The sequence below is a fragment of the Kitasatospora sp. NPDC127111 genome (genome assembly GCF_042677465.1).
Classification (GTDB): Bacteria; Actinomycetota; Actinomycetes; order Streptomycetales; family Streptomycetaceae; genus Kitasatospora.
Genome location: NZ_JBHXTG010000094.1, coordinates 1 through 23,622, shown reverse-complemented (window position 1 = coordinate 23,622; position 23,622 = coordinate 1). Strand labels below are relative to the sequence as shown.

The window sequence follows — 23,622 nt, the reverse complement described above, 5'->3', positions numbered from 1 at the left end:
GTGAAGTTGAGGACGACGGTGCACCGGGTGCGGGCCGGGCGGGCCGAGTACCGGGTGGTGAGCGCGGTGCCGGGCGAGGGCCGGGCCGTGCTGTACGGTGACGGTGACGGCGACAGCGGAGGTTGGGAGCTGCGGCTGTACGCGGACCGCGCGGGCGCGCGTGACCTGGCGGCCGCCTGGGCGCTCGCCGCGCGCTCCCCGCGTTCGCTGGTGCACCTGCCGCTGCGCACCGGCACCGCTCCGGAGGGCCTGGAGGAGGAAGGGGCGGTCCGGATGGACCTCGTGCTGCTCCACCACAGCCTGGGCTTCCCGCCGTCCCGGTGGAAGGAGGTCCGGGCCCGGCTGGGCGGCGGCGGGGTGGCGCACACCGTGGACGTCCCGGCGAGCGACTTCCCGCCGGAGGGCGAGCTCGACTTCACGAGCCACCACTTCGCCGAGTGGCGCGACGGTCTGCGCTTCGCGGGCGCCGCACGGACGTTGTTCCTCACCGGCAGTGCGGAGGCGTTCCGCTGGTCGGGAACGCTGGTCCGCTCGTTGGACACCGAGGCGGCGGCCGAGCTGGCCCGCCGGCCGAACCGTGCGCACTACTGCGTCACGCTGAACCACGACGCCCCCGGCCGGCCCGGCCGGTCACCGAAGGGCGTCCCGGGCCAGCTGCACATGGTGTACGCCCACGAGTGGAAGGTCACCGGCTGACCGCGGCAGTCGTTCTCGGGCGGGCGCTGCCCGGCTCGCCGGCCTCCGCGGGTACGCACGCACCTCGTCCACGACGCGTCACCGACCACCGTCCCGGCGCCGACCACCGTCCCGGCGCCGGCCGGTGACCACGGGCCGGACCTTGGTCAGCATCAGGTCGAGGAACCGGTCGGGGTGCAGGAAGGACGCGAAGTGGCTGGCGTCCTCGATGAGGGCGAACTCCTTGACCGGGGCGTGCACGTCGTCGAAGTACCGCCGGGCGCGGTCGGTCGGGGTGAGGACGTCCCGGTCGCCCTGGAAGACGAAGAACGGCAGCTCGAAGTCGGTGCCGTCGGCCCAGTCGTCGAACCCGGCCGTCGCGGGCAGGATCCGCTCGGAGAGCTTCATGCCCTTGCCGAGGATGCCCAACTCGCCCAGCGAGTGCAGCGGTGAGAACCAGAGCGACTTCATGACGACGGACTTCATGGTGCGGAAGGTCAGCGGGTCGGTGGTGGCGACGATCTTGGCGTAGGCAGCGTGCTGCTCGGCGGTCCAGGTGCGCGGGTCGGCGCCCATCTCCTCGACGGCGGCGAGCTCCTTGCGCTTGCCGGCCGCCCGGAGCCGGGCCAGTAGCGCGCGGCGGGCGGAGTCGTCGAGGCCGCCGTCGTGGATGTTCTGGTCGGTGCCGACGTAGGCGGAGTAGCGGTCCGGGTACTGCCGGGCCAGCCGCAGGCCGAAGGTGCTGCCGAAGGAGTTGGCGACCAGGACGACCTGCGCGACGCCCATCCTGGCGCGCACGTGCTCGGTGACCTCGACGGCGTCCTCGTACATCCGGGCGAAGCTCAGCTCGCCCTGGCCGTCGGCGCCGGAGCGGCCGAGGGTCTTGCCGGTGCCGCGCATGTCCCAGCGGACGATCGTGAAGTGCTTCTCCCAGGCGCGGGTGCGCGGCCCGTAGATGGAGTTGGACGAGCCGGGGCCGCCGTGGATCTCCAGCATCACCGGGTTGTCGCGGTCCTCGCCGCGGATCGAGATCCACTGCTCGATGCCGCCGATCCGGACGAAACCCTGCTCGTCGATGCCGTTCGGCGTGTCGATCCGGAGGATCCGGGCACCGGCGGCCCGCTTGAGGCGGCGGTGGCCCAGGACGCCGGCGGCGGGCGCGGCGAGGGTGGCGGCGGAGGCGATGAGAACGGCGCTGATCACGGTTGCTCCCCAGAACTGTGTATCGGTTACGCAATTGCGTTTATGTTATACACAGTTTCGGAGTGACCGTCAACGCGCCGGACGACAGAGGAGGGCCGCCATGGCCGCGAGCAGGACGAGCACGGAGAAGGGCGGCAAGGAGAAGGGCAAGGAGAAGAAGCGCGACCCCAAGGCGAGCCTGGCGCTGCTGTGGGGTGAGCAGGACCAGCCCCGGCGCGGCCCGAAGCCGTCACTGACCGCCGAGCGCATCGTGACCGGCGCCATCGGTCTCGCCGACGCGGAGGGCCTGGACGCGGTCTCCATGCAGCGCGTCGCCGCCGAACTCGGCGTCACCACCATGGCGCTGTACCGGTACTTCCCCGGCAAGGCCGAACTGGCCGACCTGATGGTGGACTCCGCCCTCGGCGTCCCCACCGAGGCCGTCGCCCGCGCGGACGGCTGGCGCGCCGGGCTCACCGAGTGGGCCCGCCAGTGCTGGGCGCTCTACCAGCGCCACCCGTGGATCCTCACCGCCACCACCATGCGCCGCCAGCTGATGGGCCCCAACCAGCTCGCCTGGCTCGACGCCGCGCTGGCCGCCCTCGCCCCGGCCGGACTGTCCGCCGTCCAGCAGCACGACACCGTCATCCTCGTCATCGGCCACATCCGCAACCTCGCCCAACAGCTCGTCGACCGCGACGACGAGGCCGACCAGGAGTGGAACCGCCTCGCCGCCGACGTCCTCGAACGCCACGGCCACCGCTACCCCGCCCTGGCCGCCGCCCTCGCCGCCGGCGCCTTCACCCCCCACCCCGAAGACCCCCTCGACTTCGGCCTCACCCGCATCCTCGACGGCGTCGCCCTCCTCACCGAGCGGAACTGACCGCCGCCCGGCCCGAGGCCGCACGACCACTGTCGTCCCGGTCGTGCGGCCTGTGCCTCGGTTCCTCAGGGCACGTCGCGATCGATGGTGAAGGCCATGACGCTCCCCGGCTGGAGGGGGAAGGGAAGCTGGACGAGGCCCGCCAGATTGCCGAACGGCGCGGGGAAGGTGGCCCGGACGCTGGCACCGTGGGCGGCGCCGAGCGCGCTGATCTCCGACGCGTTGACGGCCAGGCGGGTCGGCCTGATCGCCGGATCGATGGTGAGCCGGTACTCGGCGTCCGTGACGTGCCGGAACACCTGCGCCTGAATGCGCACCCGCCGGTCGTTGCCGACGTACTTCCGCGCCGTGATGCTCAACTCGACGAGGTGGCCCGCCGTGACCTGGGCGTCGTGCGGCACCGAGAAGTGGTCGATCCTGGCCGTTCCTCCGGTGACGGGCTCGTGGGTCGGCGGCTTGCGCTCCAAGTCCCTGTTGTCCACCCGGACCGCCCCGATCGCGAAGATTCCGGGATCGTCCGAATCCAGGTTGTCGTCGATCATCCAGCGCAGCAGGAACTCCGGTCCGGTGAAGCGGTCCAGGCAGGCGTCATCGTTGGAGGACAGGCACACGATGCTCACCGTCTTGGGGAGATTCTCGATCCGGTAGGAGATGCGGAAGCACTGGTACAGGTAGTCGGGGTGGGCGTCTCCCGGTGGCGGTGGGGTGAGCAGGCAGTCGTAGCGGTACGCGGACAGTGCTCCGGCGAACAGCGGGTCGCGAACCGGCCCGAGGACGTCCTGCATGCCACGGAGTACCGCGCTGTCCACCTGCTCGGTGGCTTCGCGCACCGTCAGTGACCCGATCGCCAGGGTCACCACCGCGGCCGACACGAAGGCGCCGCCGATGAGGCTCAGGACGGTTGCGAGTACCTGCTGGTGCGTCAGCAGGGAGGCGGTCACCACACATGCCAAACCGACGGTCAACGCGAGGATGTTGACCAGCACCAGAATCTTGCGCAGTTGTCGTTCCCGCGATGCAGCCACGCGCACCCCCGGCAGGCGGCGTCAGCGCGCCGCCGCTTCCGCGATGATCCGGACAATCCGCTCGGAGACCTCCCCGATCTCCTGCGCCGTACGCACGTTATCGGACTGACGGTCCGTCAGGAAGACCATGGCGATGGGGACGCCCGGAAGGAGGACGATGCCGGCGTCGTTGACCACGCCCCGCAGGCTGCCGGTCTTGTGCCGAACCGGGACGTCGTCATCCAGGCGGGACGGAATCCGGTCGTTGCGAAGGTAGTTGACCAGGTAGCGGCGGAGCGGCTCCAGGTGCGGACTCCGGTCGATGTGCTCGATCAGGCGCAGCATGTCCTCCGCGTTCGTGGTGTTCGCCCGTCCGAGCGGGCCGAGCTCCTGCTCGGAGAAGCCGGCGGGGAAGGCCGTCGAGCCCAGCCGAAGATCCTTGATCGCCGCTTCGATCCGGTCCTGCCCCAGAACCGTCCGCACGTACTCGGCTGCGGGGTTGTCGCTGGTCACCAGCGCGAACCCGCACAACTCCCGGACGGTGAGGGATGTTTCGGGATCGAGCGCCTGCAGGACACTCGGGTACATCGTGCCGGGCAGGCTGTCGATCCGGACTCGCGCGTCCAGATCGACCTCGCCACGGCGCCCCGCCTCGAAGAGGGCCACCCCCAGGATCATCTTCGCCAGGCTCGCCGCAGGCAGCACCTGGTCCGCCCGGTGCGCGACGATGAGCTGCGGATCGCCGAGGGTCTTGACCAGGACGCTTCGGTCCCCTGCCGCGCTTCCGCCTTCCGCGAAGTCCTTGATCTGCGCAGTGATGGCGGCGCGCACTGCATCGGAATCGACCATCAGGCCGTCCCTTCCTTCCGCAACAGGTGACTCGGCTGAGAGTCGTCTACCCGGCTGTCGGGCTCTCACTCGGGGTCACCCGGGCCGGATCGCCCGGGTGCGGGACGGGCGAGGGCCCCGGCCGCTGAGCGGTCGGGGCCCGGGGGGTGCCGTGGGGTCAGGGCCGTGCTTCCGCCTGCTCCTGGAGGAGGCCGGCGATGCGGTTCAGGTCGTTGAGGACGTCGAAGAAGGTGATGATGTCCGGGGTGGAGGCGCCGTTCACGGCGAGGTAGAAGGTGTGCAGGCGGCCGTGGCCGGCGTCGAGGTAGCCGCCGAGGGTCTCGGCGCCGACGGCGAGCCGCTGGTTGACCGCGTCGAGGCCGATGACCGAGCCGGGCTTGGCCCACACCTTGCCCTTGCCCGGGCAGGTGGGGCAGCCCGCGCAGGCGGACGCCAGCGAGCCGTCCACGCCGAGGATCGGCAGTGCCTCGCGGAAGCGGGCGGCCTCGGGGGTGCCCTGCCAGTAGTGCAGGATCTCGTTCTCCACGTCCGGGGTGACCCGGTCGACCGGGTTGCCGCCGCGGCCGTCGAGCAGCTGCACCTTGGTCGGGTCGATGCCGGCCTGGGTGAGGAAGTCCCTGATGCCGGCGAAGCCGTCCTCGCACTGGTGGCTGCCGGCCGCGACGGCCATCAGGCAGATCCCGAGGTTGGCCCCCAGGTTGTGGCTGACCTTCAGGATCAGCCGGGCGTACTGGGCGTAGACGGGGGAGACGTAGGCGGCGACGCGCTCGGTGCCGTCGTAGGAGGCCGGGACGAGGCCGGACGGGTTCGGGCCGGTGGGCGGGGCGGTGACGGTGACGCCGGCCCGGGCGAGCGCCTCGATCAGCGCGGTGCGGCCGAAGGCGTCCGGGTCCTGGACGGGGGAGACGCGGAGCGTGGGCTGGGCGTCGGCGGCGATGGTGCCGGACAGGGTGATGTGGGTGCCGTCGGGGGAGGCGGTGACCGTGATGTCCGTCGTGCCGCCGGCCGCGACCGTCTGCACGGTCGACTCCACCTGGTACGGCGCGACCTGCGGCCGCCAGCTGAGCTCGGCGGGCTGGCCGGGGGTGGTGGCCGTGGTCAGCAGGTCGATGAGGTTGTCGTTGATGATCAGCGGGGTCGGGCTGGGGTCGAGGCCGGGGAACGAGGTGAAGAGCCGGGAGTCGATCGCGACGTCCCCGTGCACCTCGGTGAGGCCGGCGGCGCGCACCTGCCGGGCGATCTCGTCCAGTCCGGCGAGCGGGTCCTCGGGGGTGAGGGTGGCGCCGGGCACGTCGTCGGCGTAGGTGTGGTCGATCGGGGTGAAGTCGACGGAGCCGTCCGGCTTGGTCCGGCCGCCCATGGTGAGGTCGCCCTGGGCGACCAGGACCAGCGAGCCGTCCAGGACCGACCCGCTCCGGCCGCCGACGGCCTGCACGGGGGTGGTGAAGCGGTGGTCGCCGCCGAGGGCGTGCCAGGTGCCCGAGACGCTGACGATCTTGGCGGTCGAACCGGGGATGAAGAACTGGTTCGGGTACTGGGAGTGGATGACCTCGCCGGTCGTGTCGTCGATCTCCAGCAGGCCCCACTGCGCGTGCTCGTAGGCCGGCTTGCCCATGATCGCCAGGATGTCCGGGCTCAGCCCGTCCGCCTGCCTCGGTGCCGCCCCCGCCACCCCGGCCGTTCCGACGGTCATGACGGTGGCCGCCGTCGCGGTGACGACGGCGGCCACGGCCCGCCAACCTCGCGCAAGCGCTCTCGCTCTCATGGACCCACCTCTTCCGGGCGCACACCGGCCGCCCTGACGGCTACTCAGCCCAGGAGGGGTACCGCGCCGCCGCTGCCCGCCGACGCGCGGGCCCGCGCCGTTCACCCGCACGGCACCGCAGACGGCGCAACGGCCTGCCCGACGGCGCAACGGCCTGCCGACGGCGGCGGGGACGGCGCACGGTGGCCCGGCGTCAGGCCGTGTGGCGCGGCGTCGGCGGGTGCCAGTTGTAGGTGGCGTCCGCCCGGCTCAGCAGGACGCGGTCCGGGAGGAGGCCGGCGACGGCGAGGGCGGTGTCGCGCAGGAGGGCGGCGACGGGGGAGCGGCGGGCGACCAGGGCGCCGACGCGGCGGGAGCCGGTGACGATGCTGGTGGTGCGGGGCAGGCGGGCGGCGGTGTAGCCGGGGAGGCCGGCGGCCGGGTCGGCGCCGGGGCCGACGCCGGCGGCGAGGACCACCGCGTCCTCGATCGCCTGGCAGGCGCCCTGGCCCTGGAACGGGCACATCGCGTGGGCGGCGTCGCCGAGCAGGGCGACCCGGCCGCGGTGGTACGCGGGGAGCGGATCGGCGAGCTCCCAGACGTCGTGCCGCAGGACGCGGGCCGGGTCGGCGGCGGCGAGGAGTTCGGGGACGGGCGCGCACCAGGTGCCGTAGCGGCGCAGCAGTTCGGCCTTCTCGTCGCCGTCGGCGGCGCGGGCCCCGGCCGGGGCGAGGGCGGCGCCGTACACGTAGACCCGGTCGCCGGCGAGCGGGACGATGCCGGCGAGGCGGCCGCGGCCCCAGACCTCGCCGGCGGCGGCGGGGTACCGCCCGGGGGTCGGGACGATGGTGCGCCAGGTGGTGAAGCCGCTGTAGCGCGGGCCGGGGTGGTGGGGGAAGAGCAGGCCGCGGCTGGCGGAGCGGATGCCGTCGGCGGCGACGACGAGTCCGGCGGCCTGTTCGCCGTCGGCGGTGCGGACGACGGCGGGAGCGGCGGGAGCGGCGGGAGAGGTGGGATCGCCGGCGGCGCCGGGGTCGACGAGTTCGGCGGGTGAGCCGGTGCGGACGGTGCCGGCCGGGAGGGCGTCGACGAGGGCGTCGATGACCTCGGCGCGGGCGACGGCGGCGATGGTGTCGCCGAAGTGGGTCTCGAAGGCGGCGGTGTCCGTCCGGGCGAGCCAGCGGCCGGAGGGGTGGCGGACGCCGACGGCGGGGTGCGGGGTGGCGAGGGCGCGCAGCCGGTCGCCGACGCCGAGGCGGTCGAGGGCGCGCAGGGCGTTGGGGGCGAGGGCGAGGCCGGCGCCGACGGGTTCGAGGGAGGCGGCGCGTTCGTGGACGGTCACCGGGACGCCCTGCCGGTGGAGGGCGAGGGCGGCGGTGAGTCCGCCGATGCCGCCGCCGATGACGATGGCCTGGTGCGTGTCCATGGGTGCTCCTCGCGTCGCGGCTCTCGGATCCCGAACGAACTACAGCTGTAGTTACCAAGGCCCCACGGTACTACACATGTAGTGAGTTGGGGATGGGTGGGCGGAACGGCCATGATCGGACCCATGACACCCCCGCGCCCGACCCTGATCGCCGACGCCGCCATCACCCTGATCGCCGAACGCGGCCTGCGCGGGCTGACCCACCGCGCGGTCGACGAGGCGGCCGGCCTGCCCGCCGGCTCGACCTCCAACCTCGCCCGGACCAGGGCCGCCCTTCTCGAACTCGTGCTGACCCGGATCGTCGAGCTGGAGTCCGCGGGCCACCCCTCCCCCGGGGACGCCCCGCCGCCGGGCCCGCCGCGCGACCTGATCGTGCAGCTCGTGGCGGACGCGCTGCACCAGGCCCTCACGGCCGGACGCGTGCTCACCCTGGCCCGCCTGGAACTCGCCCTGGAGGCCGCCCGGCGACCCGAACTGCGCGCCGTGTACGACCGGTTGGGCGCGCGCTTCCTCGACTACGCGGTCGTCCTGCTCACCCGGTGCGGCTCGGTCGAGCCCGCGGCCGACGCCCGCCGGCTGATCCGGTGGTGCGACGGGGTGCTGTTCAACGCCACGGTCGGCAGTGGGCACCGCCACGCACCGGGCCCGGCCGAGCTGCGCGAGGACCTGACACGCTACCTCGACGCACTGCTCGGCCCGGAGGCGTAGCGGCCGCGGGACCGCGGGGCGTGCGGACGGCTGGGCCCGGGCGGTTCGGGAACTACCCGACGGCGCCCGTCACGCGCGCCGCGATGAGCCGGGCGCAGGCGGCCGCGCCGGCGCGGGCGGTGTCCACCTCCAGGTCGTAGCGCACGCCCCGGTGGACGGCCTCGGCCTGCGCGGCGGCCATCCCGGTGACCCGGTCACCCCGGGCCCGCTCCCGGGCGGCCGCCACCTCGGGGGCGCACCGGACGCCGACCCAGAGCACGTCCAGGCCGTCGAGCGCGGAGCTCCACCGCTGCTGCGAGGCGGCGGTGCCGAGGAAGACCTCGTCGACGATGATCCGGGCGCCGGCCCGGGCCATGGCCGCCACGCCGAGCGTCCAGGCGTCGTCCAGCGCGGCGAACGCCGGCCCGACGGTCACCGTGCCGTCGCCGTCGTCCACCCCGCCGATGCCCGCACCGCCCTCGCGCAGCGCGGCGGGCAGGGCGTCGACCAGGGTGTCCGCCCCGAGGGCGAGCCACGGGTCCGGCAGCAACTCCTGCAGGCGGCGGGCGATGCTCGACTTCCCCGAGCTGGAGCCCCCGTTGAGGACGATCACCTGAGCACCGGTCATGCCGCCACTCTAGGGCCCGTCTCCGAGGCCGGCCCCGATGGCCCGCCCCGGTGGCCGCCTTCCCGATGGCCGTACCAGGCGGCCGCCCTCAGCCCGAGGCCTCAGCCCGCGCGGTACGCCGCGGCCGCCGCCGCGAACGAGGCGGCCAGCTGCGGCGAGCCCGCCCAGTGCAGGTGCAGGTACGAGGCGTGCACGTTGGCGGCGGGCCCGCCCGCGAAGCCCTCGGTGCGCGGACCGGCCGGCAGCTGCCAGCCCCACGCCGGCCGCTCGCCCGCCGCCGGCTCGCAGACCGTGCGGTGGAACTCGTGCCCGCGCAGCCGGGTGCCGGCAGCGGCGAGCGGCGAGTCGTGCAGGGCGACGGCCTCCCGGTAGCCGAGGGTCAGCCGCTCGGTCATCCGGGCCCCGGTGTCCAGCACGCCGCACATCGGCAGGCCGTCCAACTCCCGCCCGAGGTACAGGAGTCCGGCGCACTCGGCGGCGATCGGCCCGCCCGCGGCGGCGAAGGCGGAGATCGCCCCGCGCAGCGCCGTGTTCGAGCTCAACTCCTTGACGTACAGCTCGGGGAAGCCGCCGCCGATCACCAACCCCGCGGTGCCGTCCGGGAGTCCGGCGGCGTGCAGCGGGTCGAACGGCACCACCTCGGCGCCGGCCGCGGCGAGCAGCTCGGCGTTCTCGGCGTACGAGAAGGAGAACGCGGCCCCGCCGGCCACCGCGATCCGCGGCGCGCCCGCCACCGGGGCGACCTCGGCGGCGGCGTCCCACGCGGCGCCGTGCAGCGGGGGAGCGGTCCGGGCCAGCGCCAGCACCGCGTCCAGGTCCACCGAGGAGGCGACCAGCTCGCCCATGTCGGCGACCGCCCGCAGCGCCTCCGCCGATCGCTCCACGGCCGGGATCAGACCGAGGTGGCGGGACGGCGTGGCGACCGCCGCCGAGCGGCGCACCGCGCCCAGCACGGGCACCCCGGAGCCCTCCTCCAGCGCCTCGCGCAGCAGCTGCTCGTGCCGGTCGGAGGCGACCCGGTTGAGGATCACCCCGGCGAGCCGGACCTCCGGGTCCCAGGAGGCGAAGCCGTGCACCAGCGCGGCCACCGAGCGGGACTGCGAGGAGGCGTCCACCACCAGCACCACGGGCGCCCGCAGCAGCTTGGCGACGTGGGCGGTGGACGCCAGCTCGCCCCGCCCCGACGCGCCGTCGAACAGCCCCATCACGCCCTCGACCACCGCCACGTCCGCCCCGGCCGCGCCGTGCAGGAAGAGCGGCGCGATCCGCTCCGGCCCGCACATGAACGCGTCCAGGTTGCGGCCCGGCCGGCCGGCGGCCAGCGCGTGGTAGCCCGGGTCGATGTAGTCCGGGCCGACCTTGTGCGGCGAGACCGCCATCCCGCGCGCGGCGAGCGCGGCGATCAGGCCGGTGGCGACGGTGGTCTTGCCGGAGCCGGAGGACGGCGCGGCGACGACGAGACGGGGGATGTTCACGGGTGCGGGGTTCAACGGCCTACCACTCTCGACGGGCTACCACTCGATACCGCGCTGGCCCTTGCGGCCGGCGTCCATGGGGTGCTTCACCTTGGTCATCTCGGTGACCAGGTCGGCGAAACCGGTCAGCGCCTCGGGCGCGTACCGGCCGGTGATGACGACGTGCTGGCTGCCCGGGCGGTCCTTCAGCACGGCCACCACCTCCTCGGGGTCGACCCAGCCCCAGTGCATCGGGTAGGTGAACTCGTCGAGGACGTAGAAGCGGTAGGTCTCGGCGGCGAGGTCGCGCTTGACCTGCTCCCAGCCCTCCTTGGCCGCCGCCTCGCTGTCCAGCTCCATCTCGGTGGAGCGCTGGATCCAGGACCAGCCGGAGCCCATCTTGTGCCAGTCCACCGTGCCGCCCTCGCCGGAGGCGCCGAGCACGCGCAGCGCGTTCTCCTCGCCGACCTTCCACTTGGCGGACTTCACGAACTGGAACACCCCGATCGGCCAGCCCTGGTTCCAGGCCCGCAGCGCCATGCCGAAGGCGGCGGTGGACTTGCCCTTGCCGGGGCCGGTGTGCACGGCGGTGATCGGCAGCGTGCGGCGCTGGCGGGTCGTCAGACCGTCGTCGGGAACGCTCTCGGGGACACCCTTGGGCATGCGGATCAGGCCGCCTTTCGCATCGTCGTGGTGGAGCGGTTCTCGCGGACGAGCGAGGCGACGCCCTCGGCGCGCAGCTCGTCCAGGGTCACGGCGGTGGCGCCGAGCTGCGCCGCCAGGGTGCGGGCCAGGCCGAGCCGGACCGGGCCGGACTCGCAGTCCAGCACCACGCTCGCCACGCCCTGCGCGGCCAGCAGCCCGGCCGCCCGGTGCGAACGGGCGACGGCGTCCCGGCCGCCGGTCGCCCGGCCGTCGGTGACCACGACGAGCAGCGGACGGCGGTGCGGGTCGCGCATCCGCTCCACCCGCAGCACCTCGTGCGCCCGCAGCAGCCCGGCCGCCAGCGGGGTCCGGCCGCCGGTGGGCAGCGACTCCAGCCGGGCCGCGCCGACCTCGACGGAGGAGGTGGGCGGCAGCGCCAGCTCGGCGGCGGCGCCGCGGAAGGTGATCATGCCGATCTTGTCGCGGCGCTGGTAGGCGTCCATCAGCAGCGACAGCACGGCGCCCTTGACGGCGGTCATCCGCTGCCGGGCGGCCATCGAGCCGGAGGCGTCCACGACGAAGAGCACCAGGTTGGACTCCCGGCCCTGGCGGACCTGCTCGCGGAAGTCGTCCTTGTGCAGCACCAGCGCCCGCGCGGACCGCCCGCGCGCCACCTGGTGCGGCGCGGCGGCCCGCAGCGTGGCGCTCAGGTGCAGCCGGGCCAGCCGGCCCTGCGGGCGGCGGGCGCGGATGGTGTGGCCGCCGTCGGTCTCGGCGGGGGAGCGGCGGCCCTGGGCGCCCCTGCCGGTGCCGTCCACCTTGAACAGCCTGGTCCGGTACGGCTCGCCGGCCGCCACCGGGGCGGTCTCCCGGACGGGGGCGGGGTGCTGGGCCGGGACGGGCTGCTGCGGGGGGTCCTCGGGCGCGGGCGCGGGGGTTTCGGCGCCGTTCGGGGCGTCCGGGCCGGCCGGTTCGGGGGCGCCGCCGCCACCGCCGTCCGGTCCGCCGTCACCGGGGCCGTCGTCGTCCGGGCCCTCGGGTGAGGGGCCCTCGGGTGAAGGGTCCTCCGGCGACGGGTTCTCCGGCGAGGGGTCTTCCGGCGACGAGTCCCCGGGCTGCGGCTCCTCCGGCTGGGCGTGCTCCTCCAGCGTCCGGTCCAGCTGCTCCTCGTCCAGCCCGGGCGCGTCGAAGGGGTTGCGCCGGCGGCGGTGCGGCAGCGCCAGCTGGGCGGCCTTGCGGACGTCCTCCTCCAGCACCTCGGTGCGCCCCGCCCAGGCGGCCAGCGCGACGGCGGTCCGGGCCATCACGATGTCCGCCCGCAGGCCGTCCACCTCGAACGCCGCGCAGACCGCGGTGAGCTGACGCAGCGCCGTATCGGTCAGCTCGACCTTCGGCAGCAACTCCCGTGCCGCGGTGATCCGTTCGGCGAGCTCCCGCTCCTCCTCGGCGAACCGGGCGGCGAAGCCCGCCGGGTCGGCGTCGTACGCCAGCCGGCGGCGGACCACCTCGGCGCGCTCGGCCGGGTCCCGGGTGGCGGCGATCTCGACGGTCAGGCCGAACCGGTCGAGCAGCTGCGGCCGCAGCTCGCCCTCCTCCGGGTTCATCGTGCCGACCAGCAGGAACCGGGCCGCGTGCCGCACCGAGACGCCCTCGCGCTCGACGTAGGAGCGGCCCATCGCGGCGGCGTCCAGCAGCAGGTCCACCACGTGGTCCTGGAGCAGGTTGACCTCGTCGATGTAGAGCACGCCGCGGTGCGCCCGGGCCAGCAGCCCCGGCTCGTACGCCTTGACGCCCTCGGCGAGCGCCCGTTCGAGGTCGAGCGAGCCGACGATCCGGTCCTCGGACACGCCGACCGGCAGCTCGACCAGCCGGGCCGGGCGTTCGGCGACCGCGAGGCCCGTCGGCGCGCCGGCGTGCGGCCCGTCCGGGCAGTGCGGGTCCGGCGCGGCGGGGTCGCAGGCGAAGCGGCAGCCGTCGACGGTGGCGATGGACGGCAGCAGGCCGGCCAGCGCGCGCACCATGGTCGACTTGGCGGTGCCCTTCTCGCCGCGCACCAGCACGCCGCCGACCGCCGGGGAGACGGCGTTGAGCAGCAGCCCGAGCCGCAGGTCGGCCATGCCGACGATCGCGGTGAACGGGTAGCGGACGTCACTCATGATTCTCCAAGGGGGCCCCGGGCGGCAGGAACGGCAGCGATCCGGCCGCCGGCACCCCGCCCTCGATCAGCTTCCACAGCGCGTCGGTGTCCGCGTGCTCCTCGATCAGGTCGCCCAGCCGGTCCAGCCGGGCCTCGCGCGCCGCGGCGAACGAGGTGTCCGGCGCGGGCACGAACGCCCGGCCCGCCAACCCCGCCACCTCGCGCAGCAGTTCGCGCCGGAACCCGTCGTTCTCCAGCGCGCCGTGCCAGGTCGTGCCCCACACGGCCCCCACCCGGCACCCGTCCAGGAAGGCCTCTCCGCCCTCGACCGTGACGATCCCGTGGTGGATCTCGTAGCCCTCGACCCGCTGCCCGTAGGCCTCGCCGACCGGCCGCCCGAGCACCTTCTCGGCACCGAACCGGACGTGCGTCGGGAGCAGGCCGAGGCCCTCGACGGCCCCCGCCTTCGACTCGACCTCGTCCACGATCGCGTGCGCCAGCATCTGGTAGCCGCCGCAGACGCCGAGCACCGGCCGCCCGGCCGCCGCCCGGGCCTTCAGCGCCGGCTCCAGGCCGCGCTCGCGCAGCCAGGCCAGGTCGGCGACGGTGGCCCGGGTGCCGGGCAGCACCACCAGGTCGGCGTCGGCCAGCTCCTCGGGCCGGGTGGCCCAGCGGACCAGCACGCCCGGCTCCTGGGCCAGCGCGTCCAGGTCGGTGAAGTTGGAGAGCCGGGGGAAGCGCACCACGGCCACCCGCAGCACGTCCGCGCCGAGCGGCCCGCGCCCGGCGGTCCGGTCGACCACGGTGGACAGGTCGAGCGAGTCCTCGGCGTCCAGCCAGAGGTCCGGCAGCATCGGCAGGGTGCCCAGCACCGGACGGCCGGTCAGCTCGTGCAGCATCTCCAGGCCGGGGGCGAGCAGCCGGGCGTCGCCGCGGAACTTGTTGACGAACCAGCCGGCCACGTGCCGCTGGTCCTCCGCCGAGAGCAGCGCCAGCGTCCCGTACATCGCCGCGAACACGCCGCCGCGGTCGATGTCCCCGACCACCACGACCGGCAGGCCGGCGGCGGTGGCCAGGCCCATGTTGGCGATGTCCCGGTCCCGCAGGTTGATCTCGGCGGGCGAGCCGGCGCCCTCGCAGACCACCACGTCGTAGCGGCGGCGCAGGTCGGCCAGGCACTCCAGGGCGTGTTCCAGCAGAACGGGCTTGCGTTCGCGGTAGTCCAGCGCGCCCACCTCGGCGACCGGCCGGCCGAGCAGCACCACCTGGCTGCGGCCGTCCGCGCCCGGCTTGAGCAGCACCGGGTTCATCGCCGCCTCGGGCTCCACCACGGCCGCCTGCGCCTGCATCGCCTGGGCGCGGCCGATCTCGGCGCCGTCGGCGGTGACGAAGGAGTTCAGCGACATGTTCTGCGCCTTGAACGGCGCGACCCTGACGCCCTGCCGGGCCAGCCAGCGGCAGATGCCGGCCGTGACCACGCTCTTGCCCGCGTCCGAGGTCGTCCCGGCGACCAGCAGCGCGTTGCTCATGTCCTACCCCTACTCCCGCCCAGGGCCGCCCGGAGCAGCAGGTGCCCGGCGACCGTCGTACCCAGCGCCAGCGCGCTCACCCTCCGGGAGAGCACACAGGCGCGCTCGATGTCGTCCACCCCGACCGGCCGCAGCCCCTCGCCCAGCACCGGCCGGTGCTCGACGCGCTCGCCGTACCGGAGCGTCCCGCCGAGGCGGACGCCGATCGCGCCGGCGAAGGCCGACTCGGCCTGGCCCGCGTTCGGGCTGGGGTGCGCGGAGCCGTCCCGCCGCCAGACCCGCCAGGCGGTGCCCGGCTCGGGCGCGGCGGCCACCGTGAGCAGCGCGGTCAGCCGCGCACCCGGCCAGCCGGCCACGTCGTCCAGCCGGGCCGAGGCCCAGCCGAACCGGGCGTACCGGGCGGAGCGGTGGCCGACCATCGCGTCCAGGGTGTTGACGGCGCGGAACGCCAGCAGGCCCGGCGTGCCCGCGAGCCCGCCCCAGACCAGCGCGTTCACGACGGCGTCGGCGGTGTTCTCGGCGACCGACTCGACCACCGCGCGGGCCAGCTGCTGCTCGTCCAGCGCGCTCGGGTCGCGTCCGCACAGGTGCGGCAGCCGTTCCCGGGCCGCCGTCAGGTCGCCCGCGGCGAGCGAGCGGCCGATGGTCCGGGCCTCCCGGGTCAGCGAGGTGCCGCCGAGCACCGTCCAGGTCGCGGCGGCGGCCAGTGCGGCCCGCCCGAGCGGGCGGCGGCCCAGCAGCCGGTCGGCGGCGACCGCGCCGGCCGCGACGGTGCCCACGCAGAGCGCGGTGTAGGCGGTGCCGGCGGCCCGGTCGTCGCGCCAGATCCGCCGCTCCAGGCGGCCGGCCGCGCCGCCGAAGACGGCCACCGGGTGGCCGCGGCGCGGGTCGGCGAACCGGGCGTCGGCGAGGTAGCCCGCGACGGCGCCCAGCGCGAAGGCGGCGGCGCGGGTCAGCGGGCGCACGGCGGGCAGCAGAGGGCTCGGAGGGGCGGGGCAGCCTGCATCGCGTGCGTGTCCTCACTCAGGGTCCGCGCCCTGGATCGACGTACCGGGGGCGAGAGTCTCCTGGCTTCCGGGTCGGACGCACCTCCGGGCCTTCCAGCGGCTCCTGACGGTCCGCCGTGGCGATTCCGGACGTGCTCCCCGGTGACAGTGGCGGGACCGCGCCGGACTCGCACCGGCTTCCTCTGCATGCCTCCGTATTGGCTGAAGGATCCCATCACGCGCCCGGAGCACGAGTCAACCAAGGTCACGGAGGGGTTGGTCACACGCGTCATGCGCCGCCCGCGCCGTCGCTATCTCTGATCACCACCCCGCGCAGGGGCATGACAGCCTGTGCGATCGTCCAGCGGCCTGGAGACCCCCACAGCCGCGCTTCGTGCGTTCGGCGGCTGGGGGGCCGAAGCGACGACGCCTACCGTCGGGTGGCATGCGACGCAGAGAGCCACCCGCCGTGCCCCCGGTGCCCTTCTCGCCCGCGGCCGCCCGCGCGCACCGCGCCGGGCTGGGGCTGACCCCGGAACAGGTGGCCGAGGGCATGGCCGCCCACGGGATCCGGCTGCTGCCCGCGCACGTGCTCGGCTGGGAGAGCGGCGAGCTGCGCCCGAACGAGGAGGAGTTCATCGCGCTGGCCCGCGCGCTCTGGTGTCCGGCCGTCCAGCTGATGGGCGTCCGCCCGGCCCGGCTGCGGGACTTCCGGGTGGCCCGCGAGCTCGGCCAGGAGACCGCGGCCCGCCGGATCGGCATCGGCCTGCGGCACTACCAGGCGGCCGAGACCACCGGCCGCTGGGACGGCGACGAGGAGCAGACCCACGCGCTGGCCCGGGTGCTCGGCCTGACGCTGCGCGAACTGGTCGCGGTGACCGGCCGCGGGGACGAGCTCGACCAGCGGCTGCGGCAGTGCGTGGACGGCCGCTGGCAGGCGCACGTCCGGGCGATCGCGCGGATCGTGCCGGTGCCCGAGCAGGACCTCGCCCCCGTCCTGACGGCGCTGCAGAACGAGTACCAGGTCTCCTCGCACTGGGGCGCCGGCACCTGGGGCTCGCCGGCCCCGGCGGCGCGCGAGCCGGAGCAGCCGCTCGGCGCGCGGTTCTGGGAGCTGCTGGAGCGGCGGGAGACCGACATCCCGGCGTGAGCGCTGCCAGCGACGCCGCCCGGCCCGGCGCCCCGGCGTTCAGGCGTGAGCGGCGCGGCGTGAGCGTCCCGGCGTTCAGGCGTGAGCGGCCCGGCGTGAGCGTCCCGGCGCCCAGCCGTCAGCGGCCCGCCGGCCCCGGCCGCGGTCCGCGCCCCCACGCCGGCATGACCCGGACGGCCGCGTCCGGTGGCCGGGCGGCGCCTCCGCGAGTGGACTGGTGGGCACACTGCCCAGTCCGCGACCGACAGAGCGGGGAGCGATATGCGTTGGGGAACCGCAGCCGCCGTGGCGGCCGCCGCCATCGGCACCGGGGTCGCCGTCCTGGTCATCGGGCGCCGGGCCTCCGAGCGGCTCGTCCGCCCCGCGGCGGCGCCGGAGCGGTCCGCCGGCCCCGTCCTGGTCCAGAGCCTCGCCGCCGGGCGCGCCACCTTCACCCGCACCCCGGAGAGCAGCCGCCCCGGCCGCTGGGCCGTGGAGTGGGGCGAGGACGGCCACGCGGTGGTCGAGGAGGTGCTGCGCAGCGACGAGCAGGGCGTCACCCGGCGGCTGGTCCGCGCCGACCGCGGCACCCTGACGCCCGGCACCGAGGTCCGCTTCACCCCCCGGGTGTACCTCGGCGACCCGACCTCGGCCCTCGGCCTGCCGTTCACCGAGACCGCCGCCGAGGGCGAGCTGGGCGCCCTCCCCGCCTGGTACCTGGAGGGCAAGCGCGGCGCCTGGGTGATCCTGATCCACGGCAACGGCGCCGACCGCCAACAGACCCTCCCGGTGCTCCCGCTGCTGGAACGGCTCGCCCTGCCCGTCCTCTCCGTCACCTACCGCGGGGACGCGGGCGCGCCCCCGTCCCCGGACGGCCTCGGGCACTTCGGCGAGACCGAGTGGCGGGACGTCGAGGCGGCCGTCCGGCTGGCCCTGGACGCCGGTGCCGGGCGGATCATCCTCTACGGCTGGTCGGTCGGGGCCACCATCGCCCTGCACACCGCGGCCCGGTCGGCCTGGTCCTCCTCGATCGGCAGCCTGATCCTGGACTCGCCCGTCCTCGACCTGCCCGCCACCGCCCGCCGGGACGCCGCCCGGGCCGGCTTCCGCGGCGCCGCGGCCGACCTCGGCGCGCTCGCGGCGGAGGGCCGCACCGGCGTCGACCTGGCCGACTTCGCGCGGATCGCCGACGGCACCGACCTGCGGGTGCCCACCCTCGTCCTGCACGGCCCGGACGACCCGGTCGCCCCCTGGCGGGCCGCCGAGCGGCTCGCCGGGCGCCGCTCCGACGTGGTCAGCCTGCAGGCCGTCCCCGGCGGTGACCACGCCGCGCTCTGGAACGCCCACCCGGCCCACTACGAGGAGCTCCTCCGCCGCTGGCTCACCCCCCACCTCTGATCCCGCCCCTGATCCCCGGGTGGGCCGGCCGGGTGGGCCGGCCGCACCGTTCGCACTCTGACGTGGCCCCGCCAAACAGATCCGGCCAGGCGGTTTGCCTCTGTTGCCCGATCTTGTGGACCCCCCGCGCCCGCCGCTCGGTGCCGAGGGCGAACCGGATGTGACAGAAGGCCGGTACAAGGGGAAGACTGCTCGACGTGACGTCTCGGAACCCGCGCGACCGTGATGCCCCGCTCCCGCCGACGATCGGCTCCGGTGCGACGGTGACCCGTCTCCCCGGCACCGCCCACCGCCCCGCCGGCGCCAGGCCGGGCGGCCCCGGCGTACCCCGCCGGCGAGGCCCCGCACCCGCCCCCGGCCGCGGCCGGGTCCCGGTGCCGGAGGGCTTCCCCGCACCCGCCGAGCTCGCCCCGCTGGCCCGCCGGATGCTGGTCGACGCCGTCCGGATCGCCCGCTGGGCCGGCGAGCTCGCCGAGGTCGACAAGCGCGGCGAACTGCTCCCCGACGACGCCCGCGCCGCCGGCCGCGCCCTGGCCATGACGGTGGGCGCCGCCGCCAACGCCTGGGGCCAGGCCCTGCTGGTCGGCCTGGTGGAGGCCCGGGACGGCGGCGCCGCCCCCGGCTGGCGCCTGCACGCCTGGGAGCACGACGACGAGGCCGTGGTCCGCGGCTGGTCGGCACTGTTCGACGCCTGGACGCTGCTCGCCCCGGTGCCGCCCGCCGCCCTGCGCGGCGTCTTCGCGGTGCTCGCCGGGCAGGCCGTCGACCAGGCGCCGCAGCTGCTGTCCTTCCTGCACCTGGTGGACGGCCCGGTCGCCGACAGCGAGCTGTTGGAGCTGCTGCGCCGGGGCCTGGACGAGCGCCGGGTGGCCGGCGGCGGCACCGGCGGGCTGGGCCTGTCGCCCGTCCCGCACGCCGCCTCCGCCGTCTCGGCCGTCCGCGGCACCTGCCGCGAGCCGCAGATCGACACCCCGGCCGCGCCCTCGGACGTCGCCGCCGTCCTGGACTGGATGCTGGACGGCCTGGCCGCCGTCGGCGCGGTGGTCCGCAAGGACGACGCCGCCGAACTGTCCCCGCTGGGGCACTGGGCGGTGCGGGCCAAGCTGGAGGAGATCTGCACCGTCGCGCAGACCGCCGCCGGGCACATCGAGCAGAGCGCCCTCGAACTGCTGAACGCCTGCGCCGACTACTCGCCGGGCCCGGCCCGCGCCGAGTTCCGGGCCTGGGTGGCCGCCCGCCCGGCCGACCGGGCCGTGGCCGAGCTGCTGGACGCCGCCCAGGGCGACGACGCCCTGGTGCGCGGCCTCGCCTTCGAGGCGCTGCGGGTGGCCGGCTCCACCGCCGAGCAGGCCGTCCGGGCCGCCGTCGACGAGCCGGTGCTGCGCCCCTACGCGCTGCTCTGGCTGGCCGAGCAGTCGGACGAGGGGGTCTCCCCGGCCGACGTGCTGGGCGCCGAGGACGCCGCCTGGCTCTGGGTGGACACCGCCGCCGCGGTGCTCGACCACGGCGAGACCGAGCTGCTGGTCGGCCACGTCGAGGGCGCCTCGGCCGGTGACCCGGTGCGGCTCTTCGCCCGTGCCCGGCAGTCCGGCCACCCCCGGGCCGCCTCCGTGCTGACCGCCGTCTCCGGGGTCCACCCGGACCCGGGCGTGGCCCGGGCGGCCCGCCGCTCGGCCTTCAGCGTCCACCGCGGCGGTGCCTGAAGCCTCCCGCTCCCGCGGACGGCCGTGTGGCGACCGCGAGCGGGCCGTGAGCGTGCGTTGAACGGGCGTCCGAACGTTGAACGGGCATGCGAAAGGGCCCGGATCCGATGACCGGATCCGGGCCCTTCGTCGTACGTCCGCCGGGGTCAGCCGAGCCGCGACTCCGCGCGGCGGGCCCGCACGTCCCCGACCTTCTGGCCCACCTTGCGGCGGATGACCAGCAGCGGGGCCATCGCGGCCAGCGCGATCTGGGCGAAGGCGCCGATGTGCAGCAGGGTGTCGCCGCCGGGCGCGCCGGTCGCCCAGGCCGCCAGGCAGCCGATCGAGAGCACGATCCAGCAGAGCGTGGCGGTGGCCAGCAGCCCCTGCGGCTTCGGGTACTCGATCCGGCTGACCATGAGGTACGCCGCGCCGAAGATGGCGAGCAGACCGGGCAGGAACGGCGGGTCGAGCAGGACGATGGCGATCACCGTCATCGCGCCCATCGGGCAGGGCATGCCCTGGAACACCCCTGGTCGCATCTTCACGGCGGAGAAGCGGGCCAGCCGCAGCACCACCGCGAGCAGCACGGTCAGCGCGATCAGCGCCGAGAGCCGGCTGTTGGAGCCCGGCGAGACCATGCCCCAGACCGCGACGAAGTAGGCCGGCGCGATGCCGAAGCTGATCAGGTCGGCCAGGTTGTCGAGTTCGGCCCCGAGGGCGGAGGAGCGCAGCTTGCGCGCCACCAGCCCGTCGAAGAGGTCGCACATCGAACCGATCAGCAGCAGCGTCACCGCGGTGGCGGCGCTGTGCTTGTCCGGCGCGGCGTCCGGGTTGGTGATGTGCGGGACCAGGACCCCGGTGGTGATCGAGTAGATCGCCAGGAAGCCGCAGACGGCGTTCCCCAGGGTCAGGAAGTCGGCGGTGGACAGGTGCTGCGGAGAGCGCGGAGCACGCAGCTCGCGGTCGCGCGCCCAGCGGCGCCGGCGCAGGGCCGTCTCCTCGTCGTCCAGGCCGACGATCGTCTCAGGATCAGTCACGGTCAAGGCGTGTCACCCCGGCTGTGGTCTTCTGGCCGACCTCGACGCCGACCTCGACGCCGGCCGGCAGGTAGGTGTCGACCCGGGACCCGAAGCGGATCAGACCGATCCGATCGCCCTGCTCGACCTTGGTCCCGGCGTCCACGTACGGCACGATCCGGCGGGCCACGGCCCCCGCGATCTGCACCATCTCGATGTCGCCGAGTTCGGTGTCGAAGTGCCAGACGACCCGCTCGTTCTGGTCGCTGTCCTTGTTGAACGCGGGCACGAAACCACCCGCGACGTGCTCGACGGACGTCACCGTGCCGGGCAGTGGCGCCCGGTTGACGTGGACGTTGAGCGGGCTCATGAAGATCGCCACCCGGGTGCGGCCGTCCGGCCAGGCGTCGATGCTCTGCACCACGCCGTCGGCGGGGGAGATCACTCTGCCCGTGCCGATCTCACGCTCGGGGTCGCGGAAGAACCACAGCATGCCGGCGCTGAGCGCGCAGGCGGGAACCGCAGCCAGGGCCCACTTGCCACTGCGCCGGGTGAGGGCGGTGGTCACGGCGGCCGTGGCGAGGGTGGGGACGAACCAGGGGGTGGCTCCGCGCGCGATGGTCACGCGGGGTCGCCGACCGGCCGTCGTGGCTGCGAGGGCATCGCGGTCCGTGACGGAGGTGTGAGGGGACGGGCTGATGGGCATCGAAGACCTTAGTCGCGGGGGATCATGGCCGCTGGACGGGGGCCACCGCGGGGATCGGGTAATAAGGGACGGCTGCTGTCCCGGTGGATGCTATCGGGAGCACACGGTGGGTGGGCAACCCGCCTGCTCGTTCATGTGTCCTGCACGAGGAGGCACCGCGCCTCCTTGGTATACGACCGTAGCTCGGCCCGCTCCGGTTCCCAAGGGTCCGGACACGGCTGGTGACTCTTGTCTCAACGCGCACGCCATCGGAACCGGGCCCGGCGTGGCGCCGTCGGCGGCCCGGAACGGGCGGGAGGGTGCGCCGAAGCGGCCGCAAGGCGCGTGACAGCAGCTGTACGCCCTGCGGCCGCTTCGGGAGCCGTGCCGGACCCCAGGCGGACCAGGCCGGGGCCGTGGTGGGCACGGCGGGGGTGCCGGGGACGGGCCCGCACGCCCGTCGTCCGGCCGTCACCGGGCCGGCGGTCCCGGCCGCGGAGCGTCACCGCGCCGCGGCCGGACCACTGGTTCACTCCGCGATGCGGTACTCCTCCAGCAGCCGGCGTCCGACGATCATCTTCTGGATCTCCGCAGTACCTTCACCGATGAGCAGCATCGGAGCCTCGCGGTAGAGGCGCTCGATCTCGTACTCCTTGGAGAAGCCGTAGCCGCCGTGGATGCGGAAGGCGTCCTCGACGACCTCCTTGCAGTACTCGGAGGCGAGGTACTTGGCCATGCCGGCCTCGAGGTCGTTGCGCTCGCCGCTGTCCTTCTTGCGGGCGGCCATCACCATCATCTGGTGGGCGGCCTCGACCTTGGTGGCCATCTCGGCGAGCTTGAACTGGATCGCCTGGTGCTCGGCGATCTTCTTGCCGAAGGTGGAGCGCTGCTGGGCGTAGGAGATGCCCAGCTCGAAGGCGCGGCGGGCGACACCGCAGCCGCGGGCGGCCACGTTGACCCGGCCGACCTCGACGCCGTCCATCATCTGGTAGAAGCCCTTGCCCGGGACGCCGCCGAGGATGCGGTCGGCCGGGATGCGGACGTCCTGCAGCACCAGCTCGGTGGTGTCGACGCCCTTGTAGCCCATCTTCTCGATCTTGCCGGGGACGGTCAGGCCCGGAACCTTCGGGTTCGGGCCGAAGCCGGCCTCCTTCTCGATCAGGAAGGTGGTCATGTTCTTGTACGGGGTGTTGCCGCCCTCGTCGGTCTTGCACAGCACCGCGACGAGCGTGGACGTGCCGCCGTTGGTCAGCCACATCTTCTGGCCGTTGAGGACGTAGAACTCGCCGTCCTTGACGCCCTTGGTGGAGATGGCCGAGACGTCGGAGCCGAGGCCGGGCTCGGACATCGAGAAGGCGCCGCGGATCTCGCCGGCCGCCATCTTCGGCAGGAAGTAGTCCTTCTGCTCCTGGGTGCCGTGCGCGTTGATCATGTGCGCCACGATGAAGTGCGTGTTGACGATGCCGGAGACGGACATCCAGCCGCGGGCGATCTCCTCGACCACCAGGGCGTAGGTGAGCAGCGACTCGCCGAGGCCGCCGTACTCCTCGGGGATGGTGAGCCCGAACAGGCCGAGCTGCTTCATGCCCTCGACGATGGCGGTCGGGTACTCGTCCTTGTGCTCCAGCTCGGTCGCGACCGGGATGATCTCCTTGTCGACGAAATCCCGCACGGTGGCGAGGATGTCCCGCTGGATCTCGGTGAGGCCGTCGGTCTGTGCGAGGCGTCCCATCGTGCGGCTCCTGTGGCGAAGAAGAGGGTGGGGAGGGGGAGGGGCGGGGCGAAGAGCGGGGGAGTCGTGGGGGGGGGCCGCGGCGGGCGGAGCAGAGCGCCACCCCCCCCCCGGCGGGCGGCCCCCCAAAACACCGGCGCCCCCCCCC

Annotated in this window: 20 protein-coding genes and 1 riboswitch; of the genes, 6 read left to right on the top strand and 14 right to left on the bottom strand. The window is 74.8% G+C overall.

The window, feature by feature from the left end; genetic code table 11:
• Complete coding sequence (locus tag ACFVHB_RS35840) at window positions 1-696, top strand: hypothetical protein (RefSeq protein WP_380330778.1); 696 nt, start codon at window positions 1-3, stop codon at window positions 694-696.
• Window positions 697-774: 78 nt separating this feature from the next.
• Here ACFVHB_RS35840 and ACFVHB_RS35835 read toward each other — a convergent pair whose 3' ends face one another.
• Window positions 775-1,878: an alpha/beta fold hydrolase gene (locus ACFVHB_RS35835; protein ID WP_380330775.1), complete on the bottom strand. Its 1,104-nt coding sequence runs from the start codon at window positions 1,876-1,878 to the stop codon at window positions 775-777.
• Between the two features lie 100 nt (window positions 1,879-1,978).
• Between ACFVHB_RS35835 and ACFVHB_RS35830 the strand changes: the two genes are divergently transcribed.
• The gene (locus ACFVHB_RS35830; RefSeq protein WP_380330772.1) at window positions 1,979-2,740 is read left to right on the top strand and encodes a TetR/AcrR family transcriptional regulator; all 762 of its coding nucleotides are present in this window, start codon (window positions 1,979-1,981) and stop codon (window positions 2,738-2,740) included.
• A 65-nt stretch (window positions 2,741-2,805) separates the two neighbouring features.
• On the opposite strand, the gene ACFVHB_RS35825 is transcribed toward ACFVHB_RS35830, so the two are convergent.
• The 4 genes from ACFVHB_RS35825 to ACFVHB_RS35810 all read right to left on the bottom strand — a co-directional run bounded on the left by ACFVHB_RS35825 (window position 2,806) and on the right by ACFVHB_RS35810 (window position 7,763).
• On the bottom strand, window positions 2,806-3,765 hold the full coding sequence (locus ACFVHB_RS35825) for a hypothetical protein (protein ID WP_380330769.1): 960 nt from the start codon (window positions 3,763-3,765) through the stop codon (window positions 2,806-2,808).
• Between the two features lie 21 nt (window positions 3,766-3,786).
• A complete protein-coding gene (locus ACFVHB_RS35820; RefSeq protein WP_380330766.1) occupies window positions 3,787-4,593 on the bottom strand; it encodes a serine hydrolase in 807 nt (268 codons plus the stop codon).
• Window positions 4,594-4,750: 157 nt separating this feature from the next.
• Complete coding sequence (dacB, locus tag ACFVHB_RS35815) at window positions 4,751-6,322, bottom strand: D-alanyl-D-alanine carboxypeptidase/D-alanyl-D-alanine-endopeptidase (protein ID WP_380330763.1); 1,572 nt, start codon at window positions 6,320-6,322, stop codon at window positions 4,751-4,753.
• A gap of 229 nt (window positions 6,323-6,551) precedes the next feature.
• Window positions 6,552-7,763 (bottom strand): FAD-dependent monooxygenase, encoded by a 1,212-nt coding sequence (locus tag ACFVHB_RS35810; protein ID WP_380330760.1) that lies wholly within the window; start codon window positions 7,761-7,763, stop codon window positions 6,552-6,554.
• A gap of 123 nt (window positions 7,764-7,886) precedes the next feature.
• On the opposite strand from ACFVHB_RS35810, the gene ACFVHB_RS35805 reads away from it, so the two are divergent.
• Window positions 7,887-8,471 (top strand): TetR/AcrR family transcriptional regulator, encoded by a 585-nt coding sequence (locus tag ACFVHB_RS35805; RefSeq protein WP_380330758.1) that lies wholly within the window; start codon window positions 7,887-7,889, stop codon window positions 8,469-8,471.
• A gap of 52 nt (window positions 8,472-8,523) precedes the next feature.
• Here ACFVHB_RS35805 and cpt read toward each other — a convergent pair whose 3' ends face one another.
• The 6 genes from cpt to ACFVHB_RS35775 all read right to left on the bottom strand — a co-directional run bounded on the left by cpt (window position 8,524) and on the right by ACFVHB_RS35775 (window position 15,808).
• Window positions 8,524-9,078, bottom strand: a complete 555-nt coding sequence (gene cpt, locus ACFVHB_RS35800) for a chloramphenicol phosphotransferase CPT (protein ID WP_380330755.1) — start codon at window positions 9,076-9,078, stop codon at window positions 8,524-8,526.
• Between the two features lie 101 nt (window positions 9,079-9,179).
• Complete coding sequence (locus tag ACFVHB_RS35795) at window positions 9,180-10,553, bottom strand: cobyrinate a,c-diamide synthase (protein ID WP_380330752.1); 1,374 nt, start codon at window positions 10,551-10,553, stop codon at window positions 9,180-9,182.
• A 36-nt stretch (window positions 10,554-10,589) separates the two neighbouring features.
• Window positions 10,590-11,195 (bottom strand): cob(I)yrinic acid a,c-diamide adenosyltransferase, encoded by a 606-nt coding sequence (cobO, locus tag ACFVHB_RS35790; protein ID WP_380330749.1) that lies wholly within the window; start codon window positions 11,193-11,195, stop codon window positions 10,590-10,592.
• A gap of 5 nt (window positions 11,196-11,200) precedes the next feature.
• Window positions 11,201-13,333, bottom strand: coding sequence for a putative cobaltochelatase (locus ACFVHB_RS35785; RefSeq protein ID WP_380330746.1), 2,133 nt, complete (start codon window positions 13,331-13,333; stop codon window positions 11,201-11,203).
• Window positions 13,326-14,843 carry a cobyric acid synthase gene (locus ACFVHB_RS35780; protein WP_380330743.1) on the bottom strand — a complete coding sequence of 506 codons (1,518 nt, stop codon included), beginning with the start codon at window positions 14,841-14,843 and terminating at the stop codon, window positions 13,326-13,328. Before ACFVHB_RS35780 ends, ACFVHB_RS35785 begins: the two co-directional genes overlap by 8 nt.
• Window positions 14,840-15,808 (bottom strand): cobalamin biosynthesis protein, encoded by a 969-nt coding sequence (locus tag ACFVHB_RS35775; RefSeq protein WP_380330740.1) that lies wholly within the window; start codon window positions 15,806-15,808, stop codon window positions 14,840-14,842. Before ACFVHB_RS35775 ends, ACFVHB_RS35780 begins: the two co-directional genes overlap by 4 nt.
• Before the next feature lie 74 nt (window positions 15,809-15,882).
• Window positions 15,883-16,089, bottom strand: a riboswitch (cobalamin riboswitch).
• A gap of 185 nt (window positions 16,090-16,274) precedes the next feature.
• On the opposite strand from ACFVHB_RS35775, the gene ACFVHB_RS35770 reads away from it, so the two are divergent.
• The 3 genes from ACFVHB_RS35770 to ACFVHB_RS35760 all read left to right on the top strand — a co-directional run bounded on the left by ACFVHB_RS35770 (window position 16,275) and on the right by ACFVHB_RS35760 (window position 20,059).
• Entirely contained in the window at window positions 16,275-16,979 is a 705-nt protein-coding gene (locus tag ACFVHB_RS35770; protein WP_380330738.1) for a helix-turn-helix domain-containing protein, read from the top strand.
• A gap of 261 nt (window positions 16,980-17,240) precedes the next feature.
• Complete coding sequence (locus ACFVHB_RS35765) at window positions 17,241-18,356, top strand: alpha/beta hydrolase family protein (protein ID WP_380330735.1); 1,116 nt, start codon at window positions 17,241-17,243, stop codon at window positions 18,354-18,356.
• A gap of 263 nt (window positions 18,357-18,619) precedes the next feature.
• Window positions 18,620-20,059, top strand: coding sequence for a hypothetical protein (locus ACFVHB_RS35760; protein WP_380330732.1), 1,440 nt, complete (start codon window positions 18,620-18,622; stop codon window positions 20,057-20,059).
• A gap of 146 nt (window positions 20,060-20,205) precedes the next feature.
• On the opposite strand, the gene ACFVHB_RS35755 is transcribed toward ACFVHB_RS35760, so the two are convergent.
• The 3 genes from ACFVHB_RS35755 to ACFVHB_RS35745 all read right to left on the bottom strand — a co-directional run bounded on the left by ACFVHB_RS35755 (window position 20,206) and on the right by ACFVHB_RS35745 (window position 23,474).
• The gene (locus tag ACFVHB_RS35755) at window positions 20,206-21,084 is read right to left on the bottom strand and encodes a CDP-alcohol phosphatidyltransferase family protein (protein WP_380330729.1); all 879 of its coding nucleotides are present in this window, start codon (window positions 21,082-21,084) and stop codon (window positions 20,206-20,208) included.
• A complete protein-coding gene (locus tag ACFVHB_RS35750) occupies window positions 21,071-21,763 on the bottom strand; it encodes a phosphatidylserine decarboxylase (protein WP_380330726.1) in 693 nt (230 codons plus the stop codon). Before ACFVHB_RS35750 ends, ACFVHB_RS35755 begins: the two co-directional genes overlap by 14 nt.
• Before the next feature lie 508 nt (window positions 21,764-22,271).
• Window positions 22,272-23,474 carry an acyl-CoA dehydrogenase family protein gene (locus tag ACFVHB_RS35745; protein ID WP_380330723.1) on the bottom strand — a complete coding sequence of 401 codons (1,203 nt, stop codon included), beginning with the start codon at window positions 23,472-23,474 and terminating at the stop codon, window positions 22,272-22,274.
• Window positions 23,475-23,622 lie beyond the last annotated feature (148 nt).